We start from the raw sequence: 25,493 nt of genomic DNA, 5'->3' as shown, positions 1-25,493 counted from the left end.
ACCTAACCGAAATACCGTCCGGCACCGATATGGGCCCCGGCGGTCCGCCACCATCCGGCGTCGCCGGTCGAGTCGATCCCGTCGGCGATCACCGTCGCGCCCGCCATGGTCGCGGTGTCGATGAGATTCCGCAGCGAACGTTCCGCCAGTGGTTCCGTCCGCCGCTCCGCCAGCCGGGGCGCGATCCGGACCGTCCGCACGGGCACGTCGACGAGACAGACGACGTCACCGGCGGCACCGAAGTCCTGCAGTTCCGCGTCCACCCCGATCTCGGCGAGGAGATGCAGGTTGTCGACGGTCTCGCCGAGTTCGGCGAGCACGGCGCCGGCGGGGAAACCGAGCCGCAGCCGTGACGGCCCGATTCCGGTCGCGGTCAGGATGTTCCGCACCGACCCGACGAGATCGGGGTCCGCGGCCTGATGCGGCGTCAGTCCCACGACCATCGGGAGCCTGTCGTCCGCCTCCTCGCAGGCGGCGCGGATGAGCCATTCGCCCAGCGGCGCGATGAGCCCGGTCTCGTCGGCGAAACGCACGCAGGTGTCGTGACCGATCCGCCCGTGGCGCGGGTGGTTCCACGCGAGCCTCGCCTCGATACCCGCCGGCCTGCTGTCCGCCAGCCACGTCAGCGGCCGGAAGCCGACCTCGATCTGGCCCGTCTCCCAGGCTCCGGCCATGGAAACGGCCAGGCCGAACTCGTGCCGTTCCCTGGTGTCGAGCACGGAGTCGGACAGCGCCCACTGGCGGTAACCGTTGGCCTGCGCCCGGCGCAGTGTCATACCCGAGACGCGCAGCAGCTCGTTCGGCGCGATGTCCCTGGGTGGCCGGTGCACGACCCCGATACAGGCCGAGACCGCCACCCCGTTCCCGCTTTCGAGGTAGACCGGTTCGGAGAGCTCCTGGTTGATCATGCCGATGACGGTGGCGACGTCCGGGCTGGCCGCGGTGTTCTGGATGAGGACGCCGAATTCGTCGCCACCGATCCTGGCGACGAGCGCGTCCTCCCCGCCGACGACCGCCCGCAGCTTCGCGGCGACGTTCTTCAGCAGGTCGTCGCTCTGTTTCTGGCCGAGCCCGCCCGCGATCAGGGAGAAACCGTCCAGGTCGAGGTGGTAGACGGTGACGCCGAACGACGGGTCGGCGTGCCGCAGCGCCCGTTCCAGCCGGGTGCCGAAGCACTGCCGGTTCGGCAGGCCGGTCAGCGGGTCGTGCAGGGCCTGACGGCTCAGCTGCCGCTGCAGCAACGAGACGTCCGTGTCGCCGGCGACCAGGGTGATCAGCTGCTGGGCCTCGCCAGCCGGGTCACGGATGACGGCGCCGGTGAAAGCCGCCCAGATCGGCTCGTCGTCCTCGGCCACGAGTCTTCGCGACAGCTCGAGCCGCTGGCTCTCGCCTTCGAGCAGTTTCCGATAGCCCTCGCGCAGTTCCTCGGCGTCGTCCGGGTGCAAGAGGTCGTAGAAGTTGAGCCCGACCAGGTCCGCGACGGGCCGGTTCAGCAATTCGGCGAACGCGGGGTTCACCCGCTGGACGCGGCCGTCGACCCTGGTGACGGCCACGCCGGTGGCCGAACCGGTGAAGAGCTGCTCGAAACGTGCCTGGGTCAGCGCCAGTTCACGCCGGGTCTCGCGTTCGAGCGTGACCAGGGTGCGGCTCAGATCCTCCTGCTGTGTCTGGATGCTCTCGCGCAACGCCTCGCCGTAGCCTGCCGCGAGCGCGCCGAGCACCTGCAACACCCGTTCGGGGAGCGACTTCAGGCTCCGCAACTCCGGTTCGTGCAAGAGTCCCTTGCCGAGTACCTCCATCGTGCGACGGAGGCTGTCCGGGCCGACGCATCTGAGCGCGACGAGCCGCGCGCCGGCTTCGGAGGCCTGCGCCGGTTCGGCGTCTTCACTCAGCACCGCCGCGAAGACCTCGTCCAGGAGGGCGGCGAAATGCTCTTCGATCTGGGCGTGGGTATACGGAAGATACGCCGTACCGGTGACCAGGTAGGCCCACTTTCGGGCCAGCGTGGCGCGGGTCGGCGCGGTGTTCTTCCGCTTCGGGGATGCGGAGGATGAAGTTCTCTTCGGGGCGTCCGGCGATACGGGGAACTCATCGCCGTCCGGAAGTGGGGCAGTCACGTCCGCCGGTCCTGGGGTCGCTTTCGTAATTCGTGGTGGAGAACCATCTTCCACGATTCTCTAACCGTACTCACGGTTCACCGATCATCCAATCGGGTGGTCACCCTACGGTACTGCAACTCCCACCTTGTCCCTCAGCCAAACGCGGGTGGCGTCCCGATATTCGGACGCGTTGCGGTGTAAGGCCAGCGAATGTCCGGCACCGGACAGAACATACGTGGAAAGCTGCGCCTCGGGCCGGTAGAACGGCGCTTCCGCCGGACGCAGCGTCTCCCCGCTCGAACAGTCCCGAAGCGCGAAAAGGCCGCAGAACAGGACGTCCTTCGATCCGACCGCCTGGAGAACCGGCACGCGGATCGCTTTCGTCGCGGGCAGCACGATCCCGAACACGGCGACCGTTCCCATTCCCGGGACCGAAACCTGATCCTTGGTCGCCTCGTCGGCTTCGATGACCCGCGGGTCGGCATTTTCCGTCGCGTAGAACAGTCCGGCACGTGCTCCCGGTTTCGTCGTGAAATACAGCGGATCGCTACCGAGGGAACCGAGCGCGCCGTCCGTGAACGCGGGTTGCAGGCCGAAAAGTACCCCGAGGGTCAAGGCGGGGACCGACGGCAGATGCGTCATTCCGGTGAGGATCACGCCGTCCACGTCCTGATACGTCGAGGCCTCGGCCGCGACGATGCCGGAACCGACCGAATGCCCGACGATCACGACCTTCTGGAACGGCGTGCCGCCGACCCGGCCCGCGCGCAGATGGCCGATCACCTCGTGCATCGAGCGTGCCAGCACCGGCAGCAGGAGCGGAAGGCTGGGTGGTTTGCTGCTCCCGCCCGTGCCGAGCTGGTCCGCGGCGAAGGTCGCGTAACCGTGCTTGGCCATGTCCCGCTGGTACGAATAGCGATCCGGGTCGTAGGGCAGGTCCCAGTAGGCGCTGTTGTAGGTACCGCCGTGCACCAGCAATTGCACCGCGCCGGGCGCCGGACCGCCGGGCAGGCAGAGCCGGCCGTGGACCGTGGCGGGTTCGCCGAGCGGGCCGGTGACCGGCAGATCCAGATCGGAACAGCGGACGTCGACGGCCTCGGCCGGGGCCGCGACCAGGAAACCGCCGAGGAGCACGCAGCAGGCGGCCACCGCCGTGGCCAGTTTGAGCGGCATTCTCACAGAACCCTCTCCGGAATCGGGACGCTCGGAAGGAGCATGAACCCTACACGGGGTGATCGGACACTCACGGTCAGCCCGGGGTTCTCGGCCGCGCGATCATCGGCAACCGATTCGGCTGCATCGTCGCTTTGATCTTGGGAAAGACCTTCACGCCCGGTACCGGTTCCAGCCGCCACCGGGCGCCGATCGTCGCCGCCACCAGCGCGATCTCCGTGGGCGCGAACTGATGTCCGGGGCACAGCCGGGCACCGGCACCGAACGGGATGAACGCGCCCTTCGGCACCTCCGCCGCGCGCTCCGGCTCCCAGCGATCCGGATCGAAGCGGCCGGGATCGGGGAACCAGCGCGGATCGCGGTGCACCGTGTGCTGGCTGACCGCGACCTCGGTCCCCGCGGGGATGCGCACACCGCCGAGTTCGACGTCCTCCCGTGCCCGGCGCATCAGGATCACCGGCGGGGTACGGCGGACGACCTCGTTGATGATCCGGTGCGTGTAGACCAGGCGCGGCAGGTGCTCGAACCGCGCGGGTCCGCCCGCCAGCACCTCGTCGACCTCCGCGTGGAAGCGGCGTTCGATCTCCGGCCGCGCCCCGATTTCGTGGAAGAACCACGCGAGCGCGACGGCCGTCGTCTCGGCGCCGGTGGTGAGGATCGTGATGACCTCGTCCTCCACCTGGCGGTCGGTCATCTTCTCGCCGGTCTCGTCGTCTTCGGCCAGCAGCAACATGGACAGCAGATCGCCCTGGTCTCCGCCCTTCTCGCGCGCCCGGACGACGGCGTCGCCGATGACCCGCCGCAGCCGTGCGGCCGCCGCGTCGAACTCGCGGTTGGCCGGGATCGGCAGGCGTTCCACGAACTTCGGCGAGAACGCCCTGACCATGACGTATTTCAGCATGATCGGGATCGACCGCCGGATCTCGGTGAGCGCGTCGTCGCCGAGTTCGGTGGAGAACAACGTGCGCCCGGAGACGGTCAGGGCGAGATCCTGCATGCGCCGGTCGAATTCGACCACCTCGCCGGGTTTCCACGTGTCCGCAAGGTCTACAGCGGCTTTCGTCATCGTCGTCTCGGCGTAGAGCGCGATCCGGCTTCGCTGGAAGGCGGGCAGCATCATCCGCCGTTGCCGCTGGTTGAAGGCACCGTTGGAGGTCGCGAGCCCGTCGCCGAACAACGGCCGCATCTTGTCGAACACGATGCCTTTGTCGAACTTCGCCGCGTCGACGGCGAGCAGGCGCCAGGCCAGTTCCGGTGTGGTGACCAGGTAGACCGGCATCGGGCCGAAGTCGAGCCGCACGACGTCGCCGTACGATCGCAGCGAGGACAACAGTTTCACCGGATCACGCAGCATCGGCACGGTATGCCCCAGCACCGGCCACCGGCCTGGTGCGACGGCGACGTCCGGAGGTGGTGCCATCGTGCTCGTCTCCCGGTGCCTGGGCGCTGAACCCGGCCACCTTAGGACCGCGGGACCGCGGACGGGGTTCCATCGCCGGACATCCACACGATCGGACGATGGCGGCCCGTGCCCGTGAGCCCGCTAGACTCCTGTGCCCCAACGGATCCTCGACCGAACGGCGGCGACGACGGTGACTTCGAACCTGAGCTGGGTACCCCCCGAGGTCGACACGACCGTGCCGAATCCCGCCCGGGTCTACGACTACTGGCTCAACGGCGATCACAACTTCCAGGCCGACCGTGTCCTCGGCGACCAGATCCTGAAGATCATGCCGGGGATCCGCGACGCGGCCCGCCTCAACCGCGCGTTCCTCCGGCGCGCCGCGCTGCACATGGTGGACGCCGGCGTACGGCAGTTCCTCGATATCGGCTCCGGTATCCCGACCGTCGGCAACCTCCACGAGATCGTCCAGCGGATCGACCCGTCCTGCCGGGTGGTCTACGTCGACCGCGAGTCCGTCGCCGTGGCCCACGCCAAACTGCTGCTGCGCGGCAACGACCGGTGCGCGGCGATCCAGGCCGACCTCCGCGACGTCAACGACATCCTCGACGCGCCCGAAACGAAGGAACTGCTGGATCTCGACCAGCCGGTCGGCCTGTTCATGTTGCTGCTGCTGCATTTCGTGCCTGACTCGTGGGAGCCGCACGCGATACTGGCCCGCTACCGGGAACGGATCGCGCCCGGGAGTTTCCTCGCCCTCTCGCATGTCGCCGCCGACGCGAACTCGAGCGGCCTCGACGAGGCCATCGAGGCGTACAAGAGCACCCAGAACGACCCCATCCCCCGCACCCACGACGAGGTGCTGTCGTTCTTCGCCGGATTCGACGTCATCGAACCCGGCGTCGTCGGCTGCGCGATGTGGAATCCCCAGGGCGCCGGCGACATGTCCGAGGATCCGGAGATCAACGCGTTGCCGTACGCCGGGGTGGGCCGGAAACCGTGAGGCAGCCCTCGTGAGTGGTAAGGACGGTTAGAACCGTCCTTACCACTCACGACCCCCTCAGGGCAGTACGTCGGTCACGGTGTCCTTGATGACCTGCCACTTGCCGTGCTCACGCACCAGGGTCAGGCTGATCGTGTAGTGCCGGTCGATGTTCTGCGACGGAGCCTTGTAGTACGCGTCGAGGATCGCGAAGCCCATCTTGCAGCCCTCGACGACGGTGTGGGTCACGGTCCACGGCATGCTCCACTCGTACGGGAGCTTGAACTGCACGTCGACCACCGGATCCACGTTGGCGTCGTAGCCGATGATCGTCTGGCCCTTGCGCCCGATGGTGACCATGTTCTCGTGGATGATCGCCCGGTAGCGGGCCTCGTCGCGTTTGTTGAAGCTGTCCATGTCCTCCCAGACCGCGTGGTCGAACGCGCGCTGACAGGCCTGCCGTTCGGTCTCCGCCCGCTGGTCACTCGCCGCCGCGGCGGCAGGTACGCCGATTCCCGCCGCGGCCACGGCCAGCCCGGCCAACGCCGCGTAATACCGCTTGCGCATGGGGTTCTCCTCATCACGTCCCGTATTCCGTCCCCAGCAGGCTGGCCCGGCGGCGCATCACAGCTGCATCACTTCCGCACCGATGCGGGCGGACGGCCGGTTAACCTCGCGGCAGGGGGTGTGATGGAGTTTCGGATACTGGGTCCGGTGCAGTGCCGCAGCGGCGAGCGGGCGCTGAAGCTGGCGGGCTCGCGGCAGGAGCGGATCCTGGCCGCGCTGCTGCTCGGTGCCGATCGCGTCGTCTCGGTCTCCCGGCTGGTGGACGTCGTCTGGGACGAGGATCCGCCCGCCACGGCCACCCGGCAGATCCGCAATCTCACCACCGCGCTGAAACGCGCACTCGTCGCCGAGGGCGCCGCCGATGACATCCTGACCGCCGAAGGGCCCGGTTTCGTCCTGCGCCCGCGCGCTTTCGACCTGCGCTCATTCGAGGAGCTCGTCTCGCGCGGCGACTTCCGTGCAGCGCTCGGATGCTGGCGCGGACCGACTCTGTCCGGTGTGGACAGTATGGCGCTGCGGGGCGAGGCCGAAGAACTCGACGAACGTCGTCTGTCCGTTGTGGAGCGTTGCCTCGACGAGGAGATCTCCGCCGGGGAGGACACCGTCGCGGAACTGACGGCACTGGTCGCCGAACACCCGCTCCGCGAGCCGTTCGCCGGGCTGCTCATGCGCGCGCTGCACCAGCAGGGCAGGCAGGCCGACGCGCTGAACGTCTACCGCCAGGCGCGGACGCGGCTGGTGGAGGAACTCGGGATCGAACCCGGGCCGAAGCTCCGCGAACTCTACGAGCGGATCCTCCGCGACGAGCCGGAATACGGCAAGACCCGGTGCTTCCTCCCTTATGACGTCCCGGATTTCACCGGCAGGGAGGCCGAGATCGGCCGCCTGCTCGACGCCGTCCGGCTCGGCCGCCCGGTGGCCGTCGACGGGATGGCCGGCGTCGGCAAGACCTCGCTCGCCGTCCACGCCGCCCACCGGCTCGCCGCGGATTTCCCTGACGGGCAGCTGTTCGTGGATCTGCACGGGCATTCCCCCGCCCGAGAACCGCTCTCGCCCGAGGCCGCGCTCGAAGCCTTGCTCGGCCAGCTGGACGTCCCGGCGAGCAGGCTCCCCGGCGGCGTGGACCGCCGGGCCGAGCTCTGGCGCGCCAGAACGGCGGGCCGGTCACTGCTCGTGGTGCTCGACAACGCCGCGAGCGCCGAACAGCTGAGGCCGCTGGTGCCGGGTTCCGCCACGGTCGCGCTCGTGGTCACCGGCAGGCGCCGCCTCGCCGCCGTGGACGGTGCCGCGTCGATCAGCCTCGAAGTCCTGCCGGACGAACAGGCAGGCGCCCTGTTCGCGGCGGCGTCCGGGCGACCCGACTCGGGGGTGGCCGCGTTGTGCGGGAACCTGCCGCTGGCGATCCGGATAGCGGCGGCACGTTTGCAGAATCGTCCACAGTGGACTGTGGCGGACCTGGCCGAACGGCTGGGCTCCGAACACGACAGGCTGGCCGAGCTGAAGGTCGCCGGACGCGACGTGGCCGCGGCCTTCGCACTGTCCTATCGGGAGCTCGACGCCGCTCAGCAGCGCATGTTCCGTCTGCTGGGGCGGAACCCCGGCACCGACATCGGGATACCCGCGGCGGCCGCGCTGGCAGGCACCGGCGAGCGCGAGGCAGAACGGCTGCTGGAAGACCTGCTCGACGCCCACCTGCTCAGGCAGCCCGCGCTCGGCCGCTACGCGTTCCACGACCTGATCGCCGAACACGCCCGTACCCTCGCGTGCGACGAGGAATCGGGTCCGGCGACGACCAGGCTGCTCGATCACTACCGCGACGGCGATGGCGACGGCTGGTACCGCGAGGAGCGGGCGAACCTGGTCGCGGTGACACGCCACGCGCTCGACGCCGGTCTCGACGAGCACGCCTGGCGGATCGCCGCGGACACCACGGAACACCTTCGGGAGAGCGGGCATCTCGACGAGTTGCTCGCCGTGGCGCGGGCCGGGGTCGCCGCCGCCCGCCGGATCGGCGATCCGCACGCGATCCAGCTGAGCCTGGCGAGCCTCACCCTGGCGTACTGGGAGAACGGGCGGCTCACCGAGGGAATGGACTGCGCCCTGGAGCGGCTGGACGTCGTCCGGGCGTCCGGCGATCGGGCGGCCGAGGCGATCGCGCTGTCCCGGGTGGGCGCCCTGCACGGCATGCTCGGCCACTACACCGAAGCCATCCGGTTCTATCGCGACGGCCTGGCCGTCGCGGACGGCGGCACCGACGCCGCCGCGACGCTGTGGACCAACCTCAGCAACACCCAAGAAGTCCTCGGTGACCTGGACGACGCGCTGACGTCGGCCCGCCGGTCGGTGGCGCTGCGCGAGGACGACCGCGGCACGATCCTGAGTTCGGCCCAGCTCGGCCTCGTCCTCGCGAGGCTCGGTCACTTCGACGAGGCCTTCGAGACCATCGAACGTTCGGTCACCGCCTCACGGGACCTCGGTTATCCGTTCGGCGAGGCGTGGAGCCGGATCGACCTCGCCGACGCGCTCCTGCTCGCCCACCGGCCGGGCGCCGCGCGTGAGCAGGCCGAGCGCGCGTGCGCGATCCTCTCCCGGCTCAACCATCCGTTACTACTGGCCATGGCGGCGAACAGCCTCGGCACCGCCTGCCTCGCCCTCGGCGAGACGACGACGGGCCTCGGACAGCACCGGCTCGCGCTGGAAACGGCGAGACGGATCGGCTACCGGCTGCAGGAGGCCCGCGCGCTGGCCGGATTGGGACACATCCGCGCCGCACGGGACCTTTACGCCGCGATGGGCCTGCCCGCCGCGCCCACCAGCAAGGCGACCAAGGCGAGCGCCGCCGCGCTCCACAGCACCGGCAGGACGCCCGCCCCCTCGACGACCAAGCCGCCGGCGAAAGCGCCGAGGGCGATCGCACCGGTGAACACGCCGACGTAGAGACCGGTGAGATGCTCGACGCGGTCGGGTGCGATCGCGGTCATCCACAGTTGCGCGCCGACCGACAGCCCGCCGTAGGCCATCCCCCACAGGGCGATCGTGATCCCGGCGGCGAGCGACGAGGCACCGAAAAGCGCCAGAAGCGCGATCGCGACGGCGATTCCGCCCGCCAGCAGCAGCACGGTCAGGCGTGGCCTGCGCCCGGCGACGGCACCGGCCACGAAGTTGCCGATCAGGCCGAACACGCCGTAGAGGAGCAGCAGCAGGGCGATCCCGTCCGCGGTCATCCGGGAGAGTTGTTCGAGAGCGGGACGCACGTAGGTGTACGCGGCGAAGTGCGCGGTGACCAGCAGCGCCACCACGATCAGGCCCGTGACCACGGCGGGGCGGAACAGCGAGCGGCGTCGTCCGCCGACGGTCTCCTCGACGACGGCGGGACGGCGCAGTGTGGGCAGCGCCAGCAGCAAGGCGGGGACGAGCAGCAGCGCGAACACGGTGAGCGAACCGAAGGCGGCCCGCCAGCCGAAAGCGTTGCCCACGAACGTGCCCAGCGGCACCCCGAGCACCGAGGCGGCGGCGACACCACCGACGGCGAACGAGACCGCGAGCGCACTGTCGCGGGGCTCGACCAGCCGGACGGCCACGGCCGAGGCCATCCCCCAGACGGCGCCCATGCCGATACCGAGAACGACCCGCGAGACCATGAGGAGCCCGAAATCCCCGGCGATCGTGGTCAGCCCGTTCCCGGTGGCCAGCACCACCACGGCGACGGCCAGCACCCCGCGCCGATCGAGATTCCCGAGCAGCCGCGGCACCACGGGAGCGGTGGCCGCCGAGACGAGACCGGTGACGGTCAGGCTGAGGCCCGCCGCGCCGGGGGAAACACCGAGGCCGTCCGCCATCGGGGTGAGCATCCCGACCGGCAGCATCTCGGAGGTCACCACCAGGAACGTGCTGAGGGTCAGCATGCCGACGGCGACCCATCGCGCGGGGGAAGTCCGCCGCTGACGGACGGGATCGGAGGAGGACAGGGAAACACTCATGCCGCCAGCCCATCACCGCCGAACCCCGGGAACAACGACGTTCTCCTCATCGATCGATGAGCCAGGCTCATCGATGCGGTGCTATCGTCCGGAGATGGGCGACGCGCTCCCGACCATGCACCAGGCACATCTGCACCAGATCGAATGCCTGCTCACGCTGGCCGAGGAACTCCACTTCGGACACACGGCCGAGCGGCTCGGCTACTCGCAATCGCGAGTGAGCCAGCTCATCGCCGCACTCGAGGCGGGGGTCGGCGCCCGGCTGGTCGAGCGCACCAGCCGGAAGGTCGCCCTCACCCGCGTCGGCGCGCAGTTCGTCAAAGAGGTCCGCCCCGCGTATCGCTCCCTGCTCCGCACGTTCGATCGTGCCCGCGAGCGGGCGATGCGCGGCGCCGTCGAAGAGCTGCGAGTCGGTTTCACCGGCATGGTCTACGAGGAGGTCACCTCGACGTTCCGCGCGCTGCGCGATCAGCACGGCGTGGCCGTGCACACCCACGACATCCCGCTCGGCTCACCGTTCACCGCCGTGCTGGAGGGCGAGGTCGACGCCGTCATCGCCGAACTCCCCGTCCACGATCCCCAGCTCACGGTCGGCTTCCGCTTCCCGCCGCAGGACCAGTACGCGATGGTCGGTGCCGGCCATCCCGTCGCGGAGCGGGAGTCGATCGACATCGAGGAACTCGCGGAACTCGACCTGCTTCACCGCGCCGGTGACGGACCCGGTTACTGGAAGGCCGCGCGGACCCCGCCGACCACTCCGTCCGGAACCCCGATTCGCTCGACGGCGGGGATCACGACCGTCCAGCAGGGGATGGCGCTGGCGGCTTCGGGGATGCACGCGATGCTCGTGTGCCGTCCGCTGACCGAACAGCACACCCGCACCGATCTGCGCTACGTCCCGGTCCGCGGCCTGGAAGGCACCAGCCAGCTCGGGCTCGTCTGGCGGACCGGCCACGCGACCCCACCGCTGACCGCGTTGGCCGGGCTGCTCGGCCAAGCGAGCCGTCCGGAAGCCGTCACCTGAGGAATCCGGTGAGCAGGCCGCGCAAGGTGTCCGGCTGGTGGAGGACGCCGTGGTCCTGCCCCTCGACGGTGGCGTAGCGGGCTCCGGGGACCGTGTCGGCGACCGCGCGGGCACCTGCCCGCATCCAGGCGTCGCTCTCCCCGCCGTCGATGACGAGCGTCGGGGCCGCGATCTTGGCCAGCCTGTCCGCGGGCAGCACGTTGCCGGGACCGCAGAGCGCGAGGTCGTAGGGCAAGGTGTGGGCGAGTCCGGTGAACCAGGCCCAGAACGCGTCGTCCCGCATGCCCTTCACGACCTCGGCCGGGGTGGCCGTCCCTTCGACCAGGAAGAGCTCGGCCGCGCCGTCGCGGTCGCCGTCGGCGATCAGCGCCTGGACACGATCGAAGAGGTCGGCCGCGGGCCGCGTACGGCTGTCATCGACGACGTACGGCGGCTCGTACACGGCGAGGCTGGTCATGGCGACGCCTCTGGCCGCGGCCTCCAGCCCCAGTACCGCACCCGACGAGTGCCCGAACACCGCCGCCGACCCGCCCACGTGCTCGATCAACGCGGCGAGATCTTCGACCTCACGCTCGACCGAATAGACCGCGCCGGCGCCGCTGTCGCCCCGGCCGCGACGGTCGTAGGCGAGCACGGTGAAGTCCGCGGCCAGCGTCGCGGCCAGCCCGGCGACGGTCGTCCGGTCGTTGAACGCGCCGCCGACCAGGATCACCGGTGCGCCCTGCCCGGTGCGATCGAAGGCGATCGAGGTGCCGTCGGCCGAAGTGACGGTCTCGAACGAGGTGGTCATCAGGTCCTCCAAAGGGTCTTTCGCACTTTAGCTTCGTCCCTGGGTCGGAGCCGACGACCACCGCTCGACATCACTTCCGGAGATTTCCGAAGAATTCCCGGAGCTCGGCCACCACGTCGTCCGGGACGGCCATCGCGACCATATGGCTGGGGCTTTCGTGCTCCGCCCAGCGCACGACGTCGTTCTTGCGGGAGGCGATCGTGCGCAGCGCGGACGGCCCGCCGTGCGAGACGCCGGTCGGCACCGCGGTCTGGTCGATCGGCATCGCGGCCGCTCCCTCGTAATAAGGCCACAGCGACGTGCCGCCGGTCCCGGTCAGCCAGTACAGGGTCGCGTTGGTGAGCAGCAGGTCGCGGTCGATCGGCTCGGCGGGCGACCCGCCCTCGGGCCAGCCGTCGAACTCCTTGAACCGCTCGACCAGGTACGCCAGCTGCGCGACCGGCGAATCGAGGAAGCCGAAACTGAGCGTCTGCGGCCGGTTCGTCAGGTACGGCGCGTATCCGCTGCCGCCCGCGAAGCGTTCCAGGAGCCCCGCGAGATCCGCCTGATCCCGTTCGGTGAGCCCCTCGAACTCGGCCGGATCGCCGGTCGGCACGCCGAGCCCGGACGTGATGTGCGAACCGATGACGTGTTCGGGCGCGTGCACCGCGAGGCATGGCGTCACCAGCGCTCCGGCGTCGTTCCCGTGCGCGCCATAGCGTTCGTAACCGAGACGGCTCATCAGTTCCGCCCAGGTCCGCGCCACCCGCGCGATGTCCCACGGCCGCTCGTCGGCAGGCTCGGGGAACGGAGAGAAGCCGAAGCCCGGCAGCGACGGCGCGACGACGTGGAAGGCGCGCGACGGGTCGAGGCCGTGTGCTCGCGGGTCGGTGAGCGGCCCCAGGACGTCCAGGAACTCGGCGATCGAATTCGGCCAGCTGTGCGTCATGATCAGCGGGATCGCGTCCGGCTCCGGCGACCGGACGTGGAGGAAGTGCACGCGCTGACCGTCGATCTCGGTGATGTACTGCGGAAAGTCGTTGAGCCGCTTCTCGTACGCGCGCCAGTCGTAGGCGTCTCGCCAGTATTCGGCCAGCTCCTTGAGGTACGCGACCGGTACGCCCCTGCTCCACTCGGCACCGGGCAGTGCCGACGGCCAGCGGGTGCGCGCCAGCCGGTCGGTCAGGTCGTCCAGCTCGGACTGCGGGATGTCGATGCGGAACTGCTCGATGTCGGTCATGAGGTGACCGTAAAGGCCATTCAGGCCAGATCCTGACCTAAATGGGCGAGCCGGTCTCGCAATTCGTCACCTAAACGCGGAAGACCTGCGTGGCGCCGAAGGTGTCCTTCACCGGCACCTCGACGGTCTTGCGCCGCACGGTCACGCGCAGGACGTCCTGCCGCTGCGTCGGGTCCGAAACGGCCAGCCGCCAGCCGTCGCCGGCCCGGCCGAGCGCCACCGACGCCGGACCGGACACCGACACCTCGTCGACGGAGCCGGCGGCGAAGAAGTTCGCCAGCAGCGTCGCGTCCCACAGCCGGACGGCCTGCACGGTCGCGGTGTTGGATCGCACGCGCCACGACCAGGCCGAGGCGATCGTCTCCAGCACCGACGCGGTGGGAAGGACCGCGTAGGCGTAGCTCGCGTTCGAGGGCTTGGCCCCGTGTTCGATGACCAGCTTCTGGTAGCGCCGGGTATAGGGCACCGTGGTGCCCTTGGTGTTGGCGCCCTTGTCGATGTCGCGCCAGGTGCCGGTCCGGTCCTCGCGCAGCGCGGTGACCTCCGCGTCGTCGAGCAGGACGTATCCGCCGACCTTCTCCAGATGCAGCCATCGCTTGCGCCGCAAGGACTCCGATCCGCCGACGAGGCGGCCGTCGGCCAGCAGGACACAGGAGCCGTTCTCCCCGAGGTTGCGGTTCTCGATCGTGGTGCGGACGCGCTCACCCGAGGAGTCGGTGATCCCGGCACCGAGGCACAGCACACCCGACGGAGTGAAGAACCACGACTTTTTCGCGGTCAGGGTGCCGTCCTGGGAAACGAAGTCGAGCGCGTGCGCGCCGTGCCGCGCGTCCCAGCGGACACCGCCGCAGTGATCCTTGCTCGTCGACGGCACCGGCTCCAGCTTCGGGGTCGGGCCGGTTTTCGTGGTGGTGCCCGGCAACAGAAGCGGGTCCACCGTCGGCCAGTAGGCGTCGGTGAAATGCCCCTTCGCCTTGGGCAGGAACAGATACAGCGAGCCGTCGCCGACGTACCAGCCGTGCAGGTTCATCGAGTTGATCGACTCGTACCGCGAAATCCGGGTCGAGGCGACGCCGAGCGAGGCCGACCAGCCTTCGGTGATGTGCACCATCCGGTCCTGCTGGCCGAACACGCGATGCGTCGCGACCGTCCGCGCCGGCCGGATCCCGGTCGCCAGCAGTTCCTGCGCGAACTCGATGCCGGGGATGCCGACGAGGTCCGGCCCCGGCGCGAACCGTTCGGGATCGGGGATCTCCAGATACGGCGCGAAAGTGTCTTCGGTGATCCACTTCGCGGCGAGGCCGCCGAGTTCGTCCTTGCGCTTCCCGCTCGCCGACCGCGCCAGCAGGACCACCGCTCCGGTGAGCTGGTGTCCGATGTCGTGCGCGGATTCCCCTTGCCGGGAAAGGAACCGGCCGCGGACCGACTCCATCATCGCGCCCGCGTGGACGAACGGTGCGAACGTGTCGGAAACCAACGCGTACGTCGCGTCGCGCACGTCGGCGGGCAGTGCGAACTCAGTGCCCTGCGTGACATGGATGGCGGACGCGACGGCGGTGAGCAGGATGATCCCGTAGTGCCCGGGATACGGCACCGAGTCGTGTTGCAGGAAGGAGCCGTCGGTGTGGAAGCCGTCGCCCGCCGAGCGGTGGAGCTTGGCGATGACACTCGCCGCTCCCCCGCCTTCGACGTCGGTGAACGCGCCGACGCCCCGTTTGATCCGTTCGACGTCGCCGAGCATCGCGCCGGACACCAGGGAGATCATCGACTTGTCCGCGCGGTTGGCACCGGTCTCGACGACGCTCGGGTTGTTGGTGCGGCGGTTCGGATCGCCGGAGAACTTCAGCACCGGCTTGAGGTACTTGGCTAGTTCGTCCTGCGTGAGCTCGTCGGCGACCGTCGCGAGGATGTGCAGCAGATAGAGCGGGACGCCGATCTCGTAGGTGTACCAGTTGCCGATCTCGGCGGTCTTCTCGCTGTACTGATCGCTGGTGTACAACAGTTCCAGTGCCGCCTTGATCCGGGCGAGCACGGCCGGATCGCCCGCCAGCGCACCGCCTGGCGTGCCCCAGTTGACCGCGATCGCGCGGAGCCGGGCGTACATCGACGTCGTGAACTCACTGCCGGGACCGAGCGGAAGATCCTTCCACAGTGGACCTTCGCCGACCGTCATGCTGTCGTGGTAGGCCTTCGCGACCCGGTCCAGGTTCGCCAGCGCGGCGGTGCGTTCCGCCGACGGCCGGTCGATCCCGGTCTGCAGTTCGCGATAGCCGGAGACGATGGAGGACGTACCGGGAGCCGCGGGCCGCGCTGACGAAGGGCTCGCGAGAGCGGTCGTGAGCGCCACCGAAGCGGCCGCGGCCGCGCCTCCCCGCAAAGCCGTTCTCCTGTCGAAGTGACCGAATCCGGACATGACGGTGCCTCCCAAGGGGGTCGAGACGGGATCAAGGGGCGGCGGCGTGTGGTGGGTCTCGTGAGTGGTAAGGACGGTTAGAACCGTCCTTACCACTCACGAGGTTTCTAGCGTTTCCCGTCGATCCTGCGGGGCAGGTCCCACGGGTTGTTCTCCTGCAACGGTTCCGGCAGCAGCGCGTCGGGGAAGCCCTGCCAGGCGATCGGTCGCAGGAAGCGTTCGATCGCGGCGGTGCCGACCGAGGTGCTGGTCGGCGCGGTGGTCGCCGGGTAGGGACCACCGTGTTCCTGTGCCCAGGTGACCGTGACACCGGTCGGCCAGTCGTTCCACAGCAGACGGCCGGCGACCCGGGTCAGCGACGGGAGCACCGGGCGGATCCAGTCCACATCGGACTCTTCACCCTGGATGGTCGCGGTGAGACCGGGTTCCATCACGCCGAGCAGGCTGATCAGTTCGTCCTGATCGGCGTAGGTGACGATCAGCGACGCCGGACCGAAGCACTCCTCGGTGACCGTGTCGCCGTCGGCCAGGAAGGCCTTGGCGGTGGTGGCGAGCAGGGTCGCGCCGTGCGAGATCCCTTCCGCGCCACCGGATTCCGACAGCACCTCGACGCCGTCGACCTCGCTCAGCTTCGCCAGACCTTCGGCGAATCCGGCCGCGATACGCTCGTTGAGCATCGGCTGCGCCGGGGTCGCCGCGACGGCCTCGCGCAGCGTGTCTTCGAGGCCGTGGCCCTCCGGCAGGAACAGCAGCCCCGGCTTGGTGCAGAACTGTCCGGCACCGAGAGTGAACGAACCCGCGTAGCCCTTGGCGATCGACTCACCGCGAGCGTCGATCGCGGCCTGGGTGACGACGACCGGGTTGACGCTGCCGAGTTCGCCGTAGAACGGGATCGGCGACGGCCGCGAGGTCGCGATGTCGAACAGCGCGCGCCCACCGGGCACCGAACCGGTGAACGACGCCGCCTGGATCCGCGGGTCCTTCAGCGCCGTGACACCGTTCTGCTGGCCGTGGACGACCGCGAAGATCCCCTCCGGCGCACCGGCCTCGACCAGCGCTGCACGCAGGACCTCACCCGTGCGGGCGGACAGCTCCGGGTGTCCCGAATGCGCCTTGAGCACGACCGGGCAGCCGGCGGCCAGCGCCGACGCGGTGTCCCCGCCCGCGACACTGAACGCGAACGGGAAGTTGCTGGCGGCGAACACCAGCACCGGACCGATCGGGGTGAGCAGCCGACGGATGTCCGGCCGCGGCCCCATCGGCCACGCGGCGTCCGCGTGATCGACCGTGGCACCGAGAAACGAACCGTCGGCCAGCACCTCGCCGAACAGGCGCAGCTGGAACGTCGCGCGCTTCAGCTCTCCCTGCAGGCGCGGCGAGATCGGGAGATGCGTCTCCCGGTTGGCCAGCGTGATCAGCTCGTCGGCAGCCGCGTCGAGGGCGTCCGCGGCCGCGTTCAGCCATCCGGCGCGCTGCGCTGGGGTCGCGGCCGCCGCCGTGCCTGCCGCAGCGGCGGCGGCCGCGAGGATCTGGTCGAGCGTGGCGGGATCCGTTGCCTGGCTCATGGTTCTTGTGTCTCCTAGAGTTCTTGCGCGGCGCTGACGGCGGCGATGAGATCCGCCCAGCGCCCCGGGCCGGCGAGGCCGAGGTGGTACAGGTGCAGCTCGGTGGCGCCTGCCTTGCCGAGTTCGGTGGTGTAGGCCTCGATGTCGGGAACCGGGCTGGCCGCCACCGCGGTGATGTAGCTGCCGACGGCGACCTTCTCCGGCAGTTTCGCCCGCGCCGCCGCGACCGCGCCGACGCTGGGACGGCCGGGTACCCAGTTCTGCAGCACCACCGCGTCGACGTCGTCCGGGGCCGACGGCGTCAGCCCCGGCAGCGCGCCGGTGACCCACGGGTCCATCGCGCCGTGCAGCACGATCCGGGGCCCGGACGGGATCTTCGCGAGGACCTCGCGCCGGAGGGCGTCGGTCGCCCGCTGCCGCGTGTCGAGCAGGACCTGCCGCAGGGTGGGCAGGATCTTGTCCTCGGTCGCCCGGAGGTCACCGCTGTCGATCAGCCGCCGGACCTCGGCCCGCAGCTTGCCCAGCGCCTTCCCCGGGTCCTGCCCCGCCGCGGCCCAGGTGTCGAGACACTCGTCGCAGCAGCAGATCGAGAGCAGCCGGGCCACCGCGGGCGACCAGACGCCGTCGGTCTTCTCGTGCTGGTGCTGGTGCACGGCGCCGAGCGGACCGCAGGCCTCGAGGACGACCGAGGCGAAGTCGAGCCCGGCGAGGCTTTCCGCCGTCACGTTCGCGGCGTACTCGCGGACGGCGGGCTGACCGGGGCACAGCGCCCAGGGGTACCGCTCGCCGAAACAGTTGCGCACGGTGTAGTCCGGGAACTCCGTGCCCAGCTGCGAATTGTGGGTCAGCACGAGCCACGCCGCCACCGGGACGCCCGCCTCGTTCAGCATCCGGACGGCGTCGCCCGCGCTGTCGCGGCTTTCGACCCAGTCCGGTTCGGCGGGTTTCAGCTCACCCCACCCCTCCTCGCGCACCGGCCGGTACAGCGCCGCGTGGCGCGCGACGACCGAAGTGCGCTCGGGCGACCAGGGCGTCGCCGCGCGGGCGCTGTGGTACGACACGGCGACGGCGACCTCGTCGACGCCGAGCTCCCTTACCCGCTCGACGAAGCCGGGATCGTCGACGACGTCCCAGGGGTAGGCGTATCCGGTGACCTTCACCCCGTCACCACCGTGCCGTATTCGGTTCGAAGCTTCCGACGAACTTCCGCATATAGGTCACGTCATCCCGTTTTGTCTGTCCACTTCGGACATAATCTTCATGGGCCCGCGCCAGCGCGTCGGGGTCGAGTTCGACCCCGAGCCCGGGCTTGTCGGGCACCGCGACCGCACCGTCGGCGAACTCCAGCGCACCCGGGGCGATGACGTCGGCCGTCTTCCACGGCCAGTGGGTGTCGCAGGCGTAGGTCAGGTGCGGCGTCGCCGCGGCCACGTGCACCATAGCGGCCAGGCTGATCCCGAGATGACTGTTCGAATGCATGGAAAGCCCCACGTCGAAGCATTCCGCCGTGGTCGAGAGGGCTTGGGTGTCCCGCAGCCCACCCCAGTAATGATGGTCCGAAAGTATTACGCCGACCGCCCGCTGCCGGAACGCCGGCTCGATGTCCGCGAAGCGCACGACGCACATGTTCGTGGCCAGCGGCATGTTCGCCTTCTCCGCGACCCTCGCCATGCCCTCGATGCCCGGCGTCGGGTCTTCGAGGTACTCCAGGACGCCGTCGAGTTCTTCGGCGACCCGGATCCCGGTCTCGACGGTCCACGCCGCGTTCGGGTCGATGCGGAGCGGGTGGTCCGGGAACGCGTCGGCGAGCGCGCGGATCCCGGCCATCTCCTGGTCGGGGTCGAACGCGCCGCCCTTGAGCTTGATGGAGCCGAAGCCGTACTCCTCCACCATGCGGCGTGCCTCGCCGACGAGCGCCTCCGGCGTGGTCACCTCGCCCCACGAGTCCTCTTCGGCGCCGATGTGAGCGCCGAACTTGTAGAACAGGTAGGCGGAGAAGTCGACGGCGTCGCGTGCCTTGCCGCCGAGCAGGTCCACCACCGGCCTGCCGAGATAGTGGCCCTGCGCGTCGAGCGCGGCCACCTCGAACAGCGAGTACACGCTGGCGACGGTCTTGCTGACGGAGAAACCGCCGGTGAGCCCGTGCGCGTCGGCGAAGACGACCTCGCCGAGGGTGGTGGCGACCTTGCGGCGAAGGCCGGGCAGGTCGAACACGTCGTGCCCCTTGAGTTCCGGAAGCACCTTCCGGACCTGGTCGAGGAACGCGAGGTCACCGTAGGACTCGCCGAGGCCGACCACGCCGTCCTCGCAGATCAGCTGGACGACGCCGCGCAGCGCGAAGGGCTCGTGCACGCCCATCGCGTTGAGCAGCGGAGGGTCGGCGAAGGCGACCGGGGTCAGGACGACGTCGAGAACCTTCATCTTCAGGCACCGGCCTCGAGGGACTTGAGGGCCGCGAACCCGTCGTCGATGATCTTCTCCAGGCGGGCGATCTGGTCCGCGGTGGGCTCGACCAGCGGCGGCCGGACCGAGCCGACCTTGTCACCCCGCAGGCGCGCGGCGGCCTTGACCAGCGACACGGCGAAGCCCTTCCCCTCGTCCCGCAGCGCCACCAGCGGCAGGTAGAACCCGGCGAGGAGCGCCTCCATGACGGCGTCGTCGTTTTCCGCGAGCGCGCGGTGGAACCGGGCCGCGATCTCGGGGGCGAAGCAGTGCACGGCCGAGGAGTACCGCGCCACGCCGACCGCGGCGTAGGCGCGCGCGGAGACCTCCGCCGTCGGAAGACCGTTGAAGAACAGGAAATCCCTGGCCCGATCGGTGCCGACGGAGCGGATCGTGGTGATGATCCGGCTCATGAGCTCGACGTCGCCGAAACCGTCCTTGATGCCGACCACCGACGGGATGCCGAGCAGGTCCACGGCCGAGTCCGGGGTGAACACGCCGGTGGAACGGTGATAGACGATCACCGGGATCGAGGACTCCCCGACGGCGTACCGGACGTGATCGACGAGCCCGGACGGCGGGCCGGTGACCAGGTAGGGCGGCAGGAGGAGGACACCGTCCGCGCCGCCCGCCTCCGCCGCCGCGATCCCGGCCCGGGCCGACGCCGCACCGCCGCCCGCCCCGACCCACACGGGCACCCGCCCGGCGACGACCTCACGAGCCTTGCGCAGGATCGCTGCGTGCTCGTCCGGGGACAGCGAGCTGAATTCGCCCGTACCGCAGGCGACGAACAGCGCGCCGGCTCCGGCGGCCACGTGGCTCTCGACGGTTTCCGCGAACGCGTCGAGGTTGAGTTCCAGCCCCTCGGTGAAGGGGGTCAAGGGGAACGCCAGTAGGCCGTCGAGTTCGATCTTGGGCTGTGCCATGGATTTCTCTTTCGTTCTTTGTGGATGGTCCCGGGTACGGGCCCGGTCAGGCGGGCACGGTGGTGCCGTCCTGCGACTTGCGGGGTAGGACGTCGTCGTCGCGGTCGATCGTGTCGATGAGCTCGTCGGTGGTGGCCTTGCGCTCGGGCATGAGGTAGCCGAGCCCGATGAAGAGCCCCAGCGAGACCAGGATCGGGGTGGACACGGTGACCGCGAGGGTGGCCTTGTAGCCGTAGTAGGCGATCGCGTAGGCGATGAGACCGCCCGCCCACGAGATCAGCGCCGCGCGGGAGCCGGATCGGCGGAACCACGGCAGCATGCCGAGCAGCAGCGGCACCGAGATCGGGCCCATCAGGGCCGCGACCCAGAGCACCACGATCCCGAGCACACCGCCGAGTTTGGGGGCCTGCGTGGCGACCGCCATGGTCAGCACGATGAAGATCGCGGTCGTGATGCGAGCGGCCAGCAGACCCTGCGCCTCGGTCCATCGCCGGGTCTTCTTGATCAGCACGGGCAGCATGTCACGGGTGATGACCGCGGAGATCGCGTTCGCGTCGGACGACACCATCGCCATCGTGTGGGAGAAGATGCCCGCCAGCACCAGCCCGATCAGGCCCGGCGGCAGGAACGTCGTCGTCATGATCGCGTACGCGTTGTCCGGGTTCTCGATGTTCGGGATCAGCAGCGGAGCCGCGAACATCGGGAACATCATGAACAGCGGCCACACCAGGTACAGGATCGAGGAGAGCCGCGCGCCCCGGCGTGCCGCGTGCGTGTCCGGCGCGGCCATGTAGCGCTGCGCCAGGTTCCACATACCGCCGTTGTACTCCAGCGTCTTCACCAGTACATAGACGAGCAACACGACCGTGGTGAACTTCGACGTGGTCGGGTTGAGGTGGCTCGGCGGGAGATCGCCCCACATCGTCCACAGACCCGAGACGCCGCCGAGTTTGCCCAGCACCACCCAGAGCATGGCGATGGCCGCGATGGCCTGGATCACGAACTGGCCGAAGTCGGTGAGCGCGTCGGCCCAGAGACCGCCGACGGTGCAGTAGACCAGCGTGACCGAACCGGTGATGATGATGCCCCAGGTGTAGTCCACCCCGGCGAAGACGTTGAGGATCGTGGCGATCGCGAACCACTTCGCCGCGATGTCGAAGATCTTCAGCAGGCTTCCGCTCCACGCGAGGGCCTGCTGGGTCGGGACGTTGAACCGCCGCGCGAGGTACTCGAGCGGGGACGCGACCCCCAGCTTCGACCGGAGCCGGTTCCACCGGGCGGCGAACAGCCAGCTGCCGATACCGACGCCGATGCCGATGCTGGCCATGCCCCAGAAATAGACGGTGATCCCGCTCGTATAGGCCACGCCCGCGTAGGCCACGAACAGCACCGCGCTGTAGCCGGACATGTGATGCGAGATCCCGGTCAGCCACCAGGGCATTCGGCCGCCGGCGGTGAAGAAGTCCTTCACATCGTGGATCCGCTTGTGCGACCACCAGCCGATCACGACCATCAACGCGAAATACGCGCAGACCATCGCCCAGTCGAGTACGTGCACCGTTGACTCCTCTCCGCGTTCACGAAGGCCCAGCCCGACCTGTTCACATTCATGAACGGAGTCTGTTATAGTGATTATGTTCATCCATAAGAACGCTGTTCGGGACGCTAATATGGCCGGAGTCACAAGTCAACGGCCGGATGGAGGAGCGCGGATGCCCCAACAGGAAGCCGCTGTCACCGTGGCGAACGGCGCACCCGCCGCCGAACCCGTCGGGGTCAAATCGGCCCGGCGGGCGATCGACCTCATCGAGACCTTCGCCGCGAACGACGTGTGGCTTTCCCTGTCCGATCTCCACGCGCGGACCGGATTTCCCAGGTCGAGCCTGCACGGGCTGCTCCGCACCCTGCTCGAAGCCGGCTGGCTGGAAGTGGACACCAACACCGCCCGCTACCGCCTCGGCGTCCGCGCGCTGATCTGCGGCACGGCCTATCTGGACCGCGACCCGGTCGTCCCGTACGCGACCGAGGCACTGGAACGGATCCGGGAGAAGACCGGCTACACCGCGCATTTCGCGCGCCGCGAAGGCACCGACGTCGTCTACCTGGAGACGCGCGAGTCCCGGCACTCGACGCATCTCGTGTCGCGCGTCGGCCGCACGCTGCCCACCCACGCGACCGCACTGGGGAAGGCGTTGCTGGCCGAACTGACGCACGACGAGATCGACGGGCTCTTGACCGGAGAGCTGGCGGCGCTCACCCCGAACACCATCACCACCGTCGAAGCGCTGCACGCCGAATGCGCGAAGACCCGCGAACGCGGCTATGCGGCGGAAATCGAGGAAGGCAGCCTCGGCGTCCGCTGCGTCGCGGCCGTGATCCCGTACCGCATCCCCGGCACCGACGCGATCAGTTGCTCCATGCCGGTCACCGAAGTCACCGACGCCGACGCTCAGCGCGTCGGCGAGCTTCTCGCCGAAATCACCGCGGAACTCGGCCAGCAACTGCGCCGCGCCGGCATCCGCTGATCATTCCGTACTTCCTTCACTGACAAGGGGTTCACATGGCAGACCAGCGCGTCCTGATCACCGGCTCGGCGGGTATCGTCGGCACCCTGATGCGGCCGCGGCTACGCCGTTCCGGCCGGGTGCTGCGGCTGCTCGACCTGGCCGCGCAGCCCGAAGCCGCGGGCGGCGAGGACGTCGAGCTGATCACCGCTTCGGTGACCGACCCTGAGGCGATGGCGGAGGCCTGCGCCGGCGTCGACGCGCTGATCCACCTCGGCGGGCACAGCCGCGAGAACTCGTGGGAAGCCACCCTCGACGTCAATATCAACGGCACCCACACCGTCCTCGAAGCCGCGCGGGCCGCCGGTGTACCGCGCGTGATCCTGGCTTCCAGCAACCATTCCGTCGGCTTCCGCCGCAACGACGAGGCGGGCGAGAACGGCCTCCCCGCCGACTCCACGCCCCGGCCCGACACCTACTACGGCGTCAGCAAGGCGGCCATCGAAGCGCTCGGCAGCCTGTACCACTCGCGGTTCGGCATGGACGTGATCGTCATCCGGATCGGCTCCTGTTTCGAGGATCCGCTCGTCCTCGGCCCGCGCGGCCTGACCACCTGGCTCTCCCCCGACGACGGAGCCCGCCTGTTCGAGGCCTGCCTGAGCTACCCCTCCCCCGGCTACCGGCTGATCTGGGGAGTCTCGGACAACACGCGCCGGGTCTACTCGCTCGCCGAAGCCGAGGCGCTGGGCTACAAGTCGCTCGACAACGCGGAGACCTACGCGGATCAGCTGGCCGACAAGCCCGCGCCGACCGGGATCGCGGCGGAGTACGTCGGCGGCCCGTTCTGCACCGCGCCGCTGGGGGCGTACAACCCGCTCTGACGCTGGGTGAGGGGCGTGTGGAAAGAGAGACGTTGAACGTCCCTGTTTCCACACACCCCTCTCCCGATCAACCGGTCAGCCGCGCGCCGGGTCGAATATCGCGGTCTGCCGCTGGTCGTAAGGGACGCCGGTGGCAGAAGTCGGCGTCCCGGTACGCGACGTGATGCGGATAGTCGGCGTCGGCCTGCCACGGAGCACGATCGGTCATGCCGCTCAGGTGTACCCGACCTTTGTCTTTCCCTGAACCCGCCACATGAAGCGTGGCACCACCTAGGATCACCTCGGCGCGGTCCGGACGTCACGAGCTCCGGCGGAAAGCTGTGGAAGGCAGGCATGTCAACCTTTACGTTCGCGAGCATCGACGTCGTCCCGCGGGTAGTGCAGCTCGTCGTGGGCCTGCTCGGCTTGATCCTTTCGATCAAAGCCCGCTCCCGCGGAGTCTCCGGCCTGATGGTGGGCGCCTTCGTGCTCATGCTCGTCGCGACGGCGGCGGGCATCATCTGGCGGTTCGTGTCGGTGAACGTGCCGTCCTGGGCCTCGTCCGGCGGCCTTTCCGTCGACGAGATCCAGTGGATCTTCATGGGAGTCGGCATCCCGCTCGACGCCGTCGCGCTGCTTTCCTGGCTCCTGGTCGCCATCGCGGTCGCCAAGAGCGGCCACCCGCCGCGGCACCAGGCAGGCTTCGCGCCGAACCCCGGGCCGGTCAACTACCCGACGGGACCACAGCCGGGGTTCCAGCCGCCGCAGCCTGGCTACCCGCAGTCCAACCCGCCGACTCAGCAGCCGCCGAGCTAGAGCGCGTCATGGCGCGCCTGATCCACCTCAACGGACTTTCACGCGTGGGGAAATCGACTCTCGCCCGCCGCTACGCCGACGAGCACCCCGGAACGCTCGCACTCGATCTGGATGTGCTCGCTGGGTTGATCGGCGGATGGCAAAAGAACTTCTTCGCGGCCTTGGAATGGGCTCGTAGCCACGGGCGAGAGTTGGCCACACGGCACCTGAGCCAGGGATACGATGTGATTCTCCCGCAACTGGTGACCGTTCATGACCGCGATCCGGATCCGGCCTTCGAAGCAGCGGCCCGCGCAACTGGAGCCACCTATATCGAAGTGGCCCTCCTCGTCGACGCCCGCGAGCATCTACGGCGCGTGCGCGACAAGCGTCCGATCAACGCTGTCGAGGCGCGGCTCCAAGCGGTTCTGGAAGATCCCGATTCCGACCTGATCGACAGGATCCGCGGTCACCTCGACGAGTATCTGGCCAAGCGCCCGCACGTGATCCGGCTCGACACGACCGGCATCGGGGAAGACCAGTCCTACATGCGCCTCAGGGAAGCACTCGACGCGACTTGAGACGTCCGTCCCGTTGCACAAAGCGGCACTTCATGGCTCGCACAGGCGGAGCCACCCCCTTTCAGCGCCGTGACCTGCGCCGATACGCCCGCAGCCGAGGAACAAGTCCGCGAAGGACTCTTTCTGTTGCCTGACGCGGAATTTCGTGCCCCCATGAGCACGTCGATAACT

General features: G+C 69.3%; 20 protein-coding genes and 1 pseudogene. 7 read left to right on the top strand and 14 right to left on the bottom strand.

The annotated features are described in order from the left end of the window. Positions 1-2 precede the first annotated feature (2 nt). The 3 genes from CVV72_RS03535 to CVV72_RS03525 all read right to left on the bottom strand — a co-directional run bounded on the left by CVV72_RS03535 (position 3) and on the right by CVV72_RS03525 (position 4,692). Positions 3-2,117, bottom strand: coding sequence for an EAL domain-containing protein (locus CVV72_RS03535; protein WP_219151010.1), 2,115 nt, complete (start codon positions 2,115-2,117; stop codon positions 3-5). 105 nt (positions 2,118-2,222) lie between these two features. After that, positions 2,223-3,272 carry an alpha/beta hydrolase gene (locus CVV72_RS03530; RefSeq protein WP_219151009.1) on the bottom strand — a complete coding sequence of 350 codons (1,050 nt, stop codon included), beginning with the start codon at positions 3,270-3,272 and terminating at the stop codon, positions 2,223-2,225. 76 nt (positions 3,273-3,348) lie between these two features. Continuing rightward, positions 3,349-4,692 (bottom strand): cytochrome P450, encoded by a 1,344-nt coding sequence (locus CVV72_RS03525; RefSeq protein WP_219151008.1) that lies wholly within the window; start codon positions 4,690-4,692, stop codon positions 3,349-3,351. Positions 4,693-4,864: 172 nt separating this feature from the next. On the opposite strand from CVV72_RS03525, the gene CVV72_RS03520 reads away from it, so the two are divergent. Further along, positions 4,865-5,677 (top strand): SAM-dependent methyltransferase, encoded by an 813-nt coding sequence (locus tag CVV72_RS03520; RefSeq protein ID WP_219153801.1) that lies wholly within the window; start codon positions 4,865-4,867, stop codon positions 5,675-5,677. A 57-nt stretch (positions 5,678-5,734) separates the two neighbouring features. Here the strand turns inward: CVV72_RS03520 and CVV72_RS03515 are convergent, their stop codons facing one another. After that, on the bottom strand, positions 5,735-6,223 hold the full coding sequence (locus CVV72_RS03515) for a hypothetical protein (RefSeq protein ID WP_219151007.1): 489 nt from the start codon (positions 6,221-6,223) through the stop codon (positions 5,735-5,737). A 123-nt stretch (positions 6,224-6,346) separates the two neighbouring features. Between CVV72_RS03515 and CVV72_RS03510 the strand changes: the two genes are divergently transcribed. Further along, positions 6,347-9,160, top strand: a complete 2,814-nt coding sequence (locus CVV72_RS03510) for a BTAD domain-containing putative transcriptional regulator (RefSeq protein ID WP_219151006.1) — start codon at positions 6,347-6,349, stop codon at positions 9,158-9,160. A 20-nt stretch (positions 9,161-9,180) separates the two neighbouring features. On the opposite strand, the pseudogene CVV72_RS41480 reads toward CVV72_RS03510, so the two are convergent. Continuing rightward, positions 9,181-10,074 (bottom strand): annotated as a pseudogene (locus tag CVV72_RS41480) (MFS transporter); the annotation flags it as partial. A 223-nt stretch (positions 10,075-10,297) separates the two neighbouring features. On the opposite strand from CVV72_RS41480, the gene CVV72_RS03505 reads away from it, so the two are divergent. Further along, entirely contained in the window at positions 10,298-11,227 is a 930-nt protein-coding gene (locus CVV72_RS03505; RefSeq protein ID WP_219151005.1) for a LysR family transcriptional regulator, read from the top strand. On the opposite strand, the gene CVV72_RS03500 is transcribed toward CVV72_RS03505, so the two are convergent. From CVV72_RS03500 to CVV72_RS03465, 8 genes are all read right to left on the bottom strand, one after another. Further along, a complete protein-coding gene (locus CVV72_RS03500) occupies positions 11,220-12,017 on the bottom strand; it encodes an alpha/beta fold hydrolase (RefSeq protein ID WP_219151004.1) in 798 nt (265 codons plus the stop codon). The genes CVV72_RS03505 and CVV72_RS03500 overlap by 8 nt on opposite strands. Positions 12,018-12,087: 70 nt before the next feature. Next, positions 12,088-13,236 (bottom strand): epoxide hydrolase family protein, encoded by a 1,149-nt coding sequence (locus tag CVV72_RS03495; RefSeq protein WP_219151003.1) that lies wholly within the window; start codon positions 13,234-13,236, stop codon positions 12,088-12,090. A 70-nt stretch (positions 13,237-13,306) separates the two neighbouring features. Beyond that, on the bottom strand, positions 13,307-15,649 hold the full coding sequence (locus tag CVV72_RS03490; RefSeq protein WP_219151002.1) for a polysaccharide lyase 8 family protein: 2,343 nt from the start codon (positions 15,647-15,649) through the stop codon (positions 13,307-13,309). 107 nt (positions 15,650-15,756) lie between these two features. Further along, the gene (locus CVV72_RS03485) at positions 15,757-17,214 is read right to left on the bottom strand and encodes an aldehyde dehydrogenase (NADP(+)) (protein WP_219151001.1); all 1,458 of its coding nucleotides are present in this window, start codon (positions 17,212-17,214) and stop codon (positions 15,757-15,759) included. Between the two features lie 14 nt (positions 17,215-17,228). After that, on the bottom strand, positions 17,229-18,374 hold the full coding sequence (locus CVV72_RS03480; protein ID WP_219151000.1) for a hypothetical protein: 1,146 nt from the start codon (positions 18,372-18,374) through the stop codon (positions 17,229-17,231). 4 nt (positions 18,375-18,378) lie between these two features. After that, positions 18,379-19,635: a glucarate dehydratase family protein gene (locus CVV72_RS03475; RefSeq protein ID WP_219150999.1), complete on the bottom strand. Its 1,257-nt coding sequence runs from the start codon at positions 19,633-19,635 to the stop codon at positions 18,379-18,381. A gap of 2 nt (positions 19,636-19,637) precedes the next feature. Beyond that, on the bottom strand, positions 19,638-20,582 hold the full coding sequence (locus tag CVV72_RS03470; protein WP_219150998.1) for a 5-dehydro-4-deoxyglucarate dehydratase: 945 nt from the start codon (positions 20,580-20,582) through the stop codon (positions 19,638-19,640). A gap of 46 nt (positions 20,583-20,628) precedes the next feature. Continuing rightward, on the bottom strand, positions 20,629-22,140 hold the full coding sequence (locus CVV72_RS03465) for a sodium:solute symporter family protein (RefSeq protein WP_219150997.1): 1,512 nt from the start codon (positions 22,138-22,140) through the stop codon (positions 20,629-20,631). 154 nt (positions 22,141-22,294) lie between these two features. Between CVV72_RS03465 and CVV72_RS03460 the strand changes: the two genes are divergently transcribed. Both CVV72_RS03460 and CVV72_RS03455 read left to right on the top strand, forming a co-directional pair. Next, entirely contained in the window at positions 22,295-23,107 is an 813-nt protein-coding gene (locus CVV72_RS03460; protein WP_219150996.1) for an IclR family transcriptional regulator, read from the top strand. 35 nt (positions 23,108-23,142) lie between these two features. Then, the gene (locus CVV72_RS03455) at positions 23,143-23,967 is read left to right on the top strand and encodes an NAD(P)-dependent oxidoreductase (RefSeq protein WP_219150995.1); all 825 of its coding nucleotides are present in this window, start codon (positions 23,143-23,145) and stop codon (positions 23,965-23,967) included. Between the two features lie 67 nt (positions 23,968-24,034). Here CVV72_RS03455 and CVV72_RS03450 read toward each other — a convergent pair whose 3' ends face one another. After that, complete coding sequence (locus CVV72_RS03450) at positions 24,035-24,175, bottom strand: hypothetical protein (RefSeq protein ID WP_219150994.1); 141 nt, start codon at positions 24,173-24,175, stop codon at positions 24,035-24,037. Positions 24,176-24,300: 125 nt separating this feature from the next. Here CVV72_RS03450 and CVV72_RS03445 point away from each other — a divergent pair, with 125 nt between their 5' ends. Next, entirely contained in the window at positions 24,301-24,762 is a 462-nt protein-coding gene (locus CVV72_RS03445) for a hypothetical protein (RefSeq protein ID WP_219150993.1), read from the top strand. Between the two features lie 8 nt (positions 24,763-24,770). Next, a complete protein-coding gene (locus CVV72_RS03440; protein ID WP_219150992.1) occupies positions 24,771-25,322 on the top strand; it encodes an AAA family ATPase in 552 nt (183 codons plus the stop codon). The last annotated feature ends 171 nt before the right edge of the window (positions 25,323-25,493 follow it).

This window comes from Amycolatopsis sp. TNS106 (assembly GCF_019330265.1).
Lineage (GTDB): Bacteria > Actinomycetota > Actinomycetes > Mycobacteriales > Pseudonocardiaceae > Amycolatopsis > Amycolatopsis lurida.
This window is presented reverse-complemented; position numbering and strand designations above follow the sequence as displayed.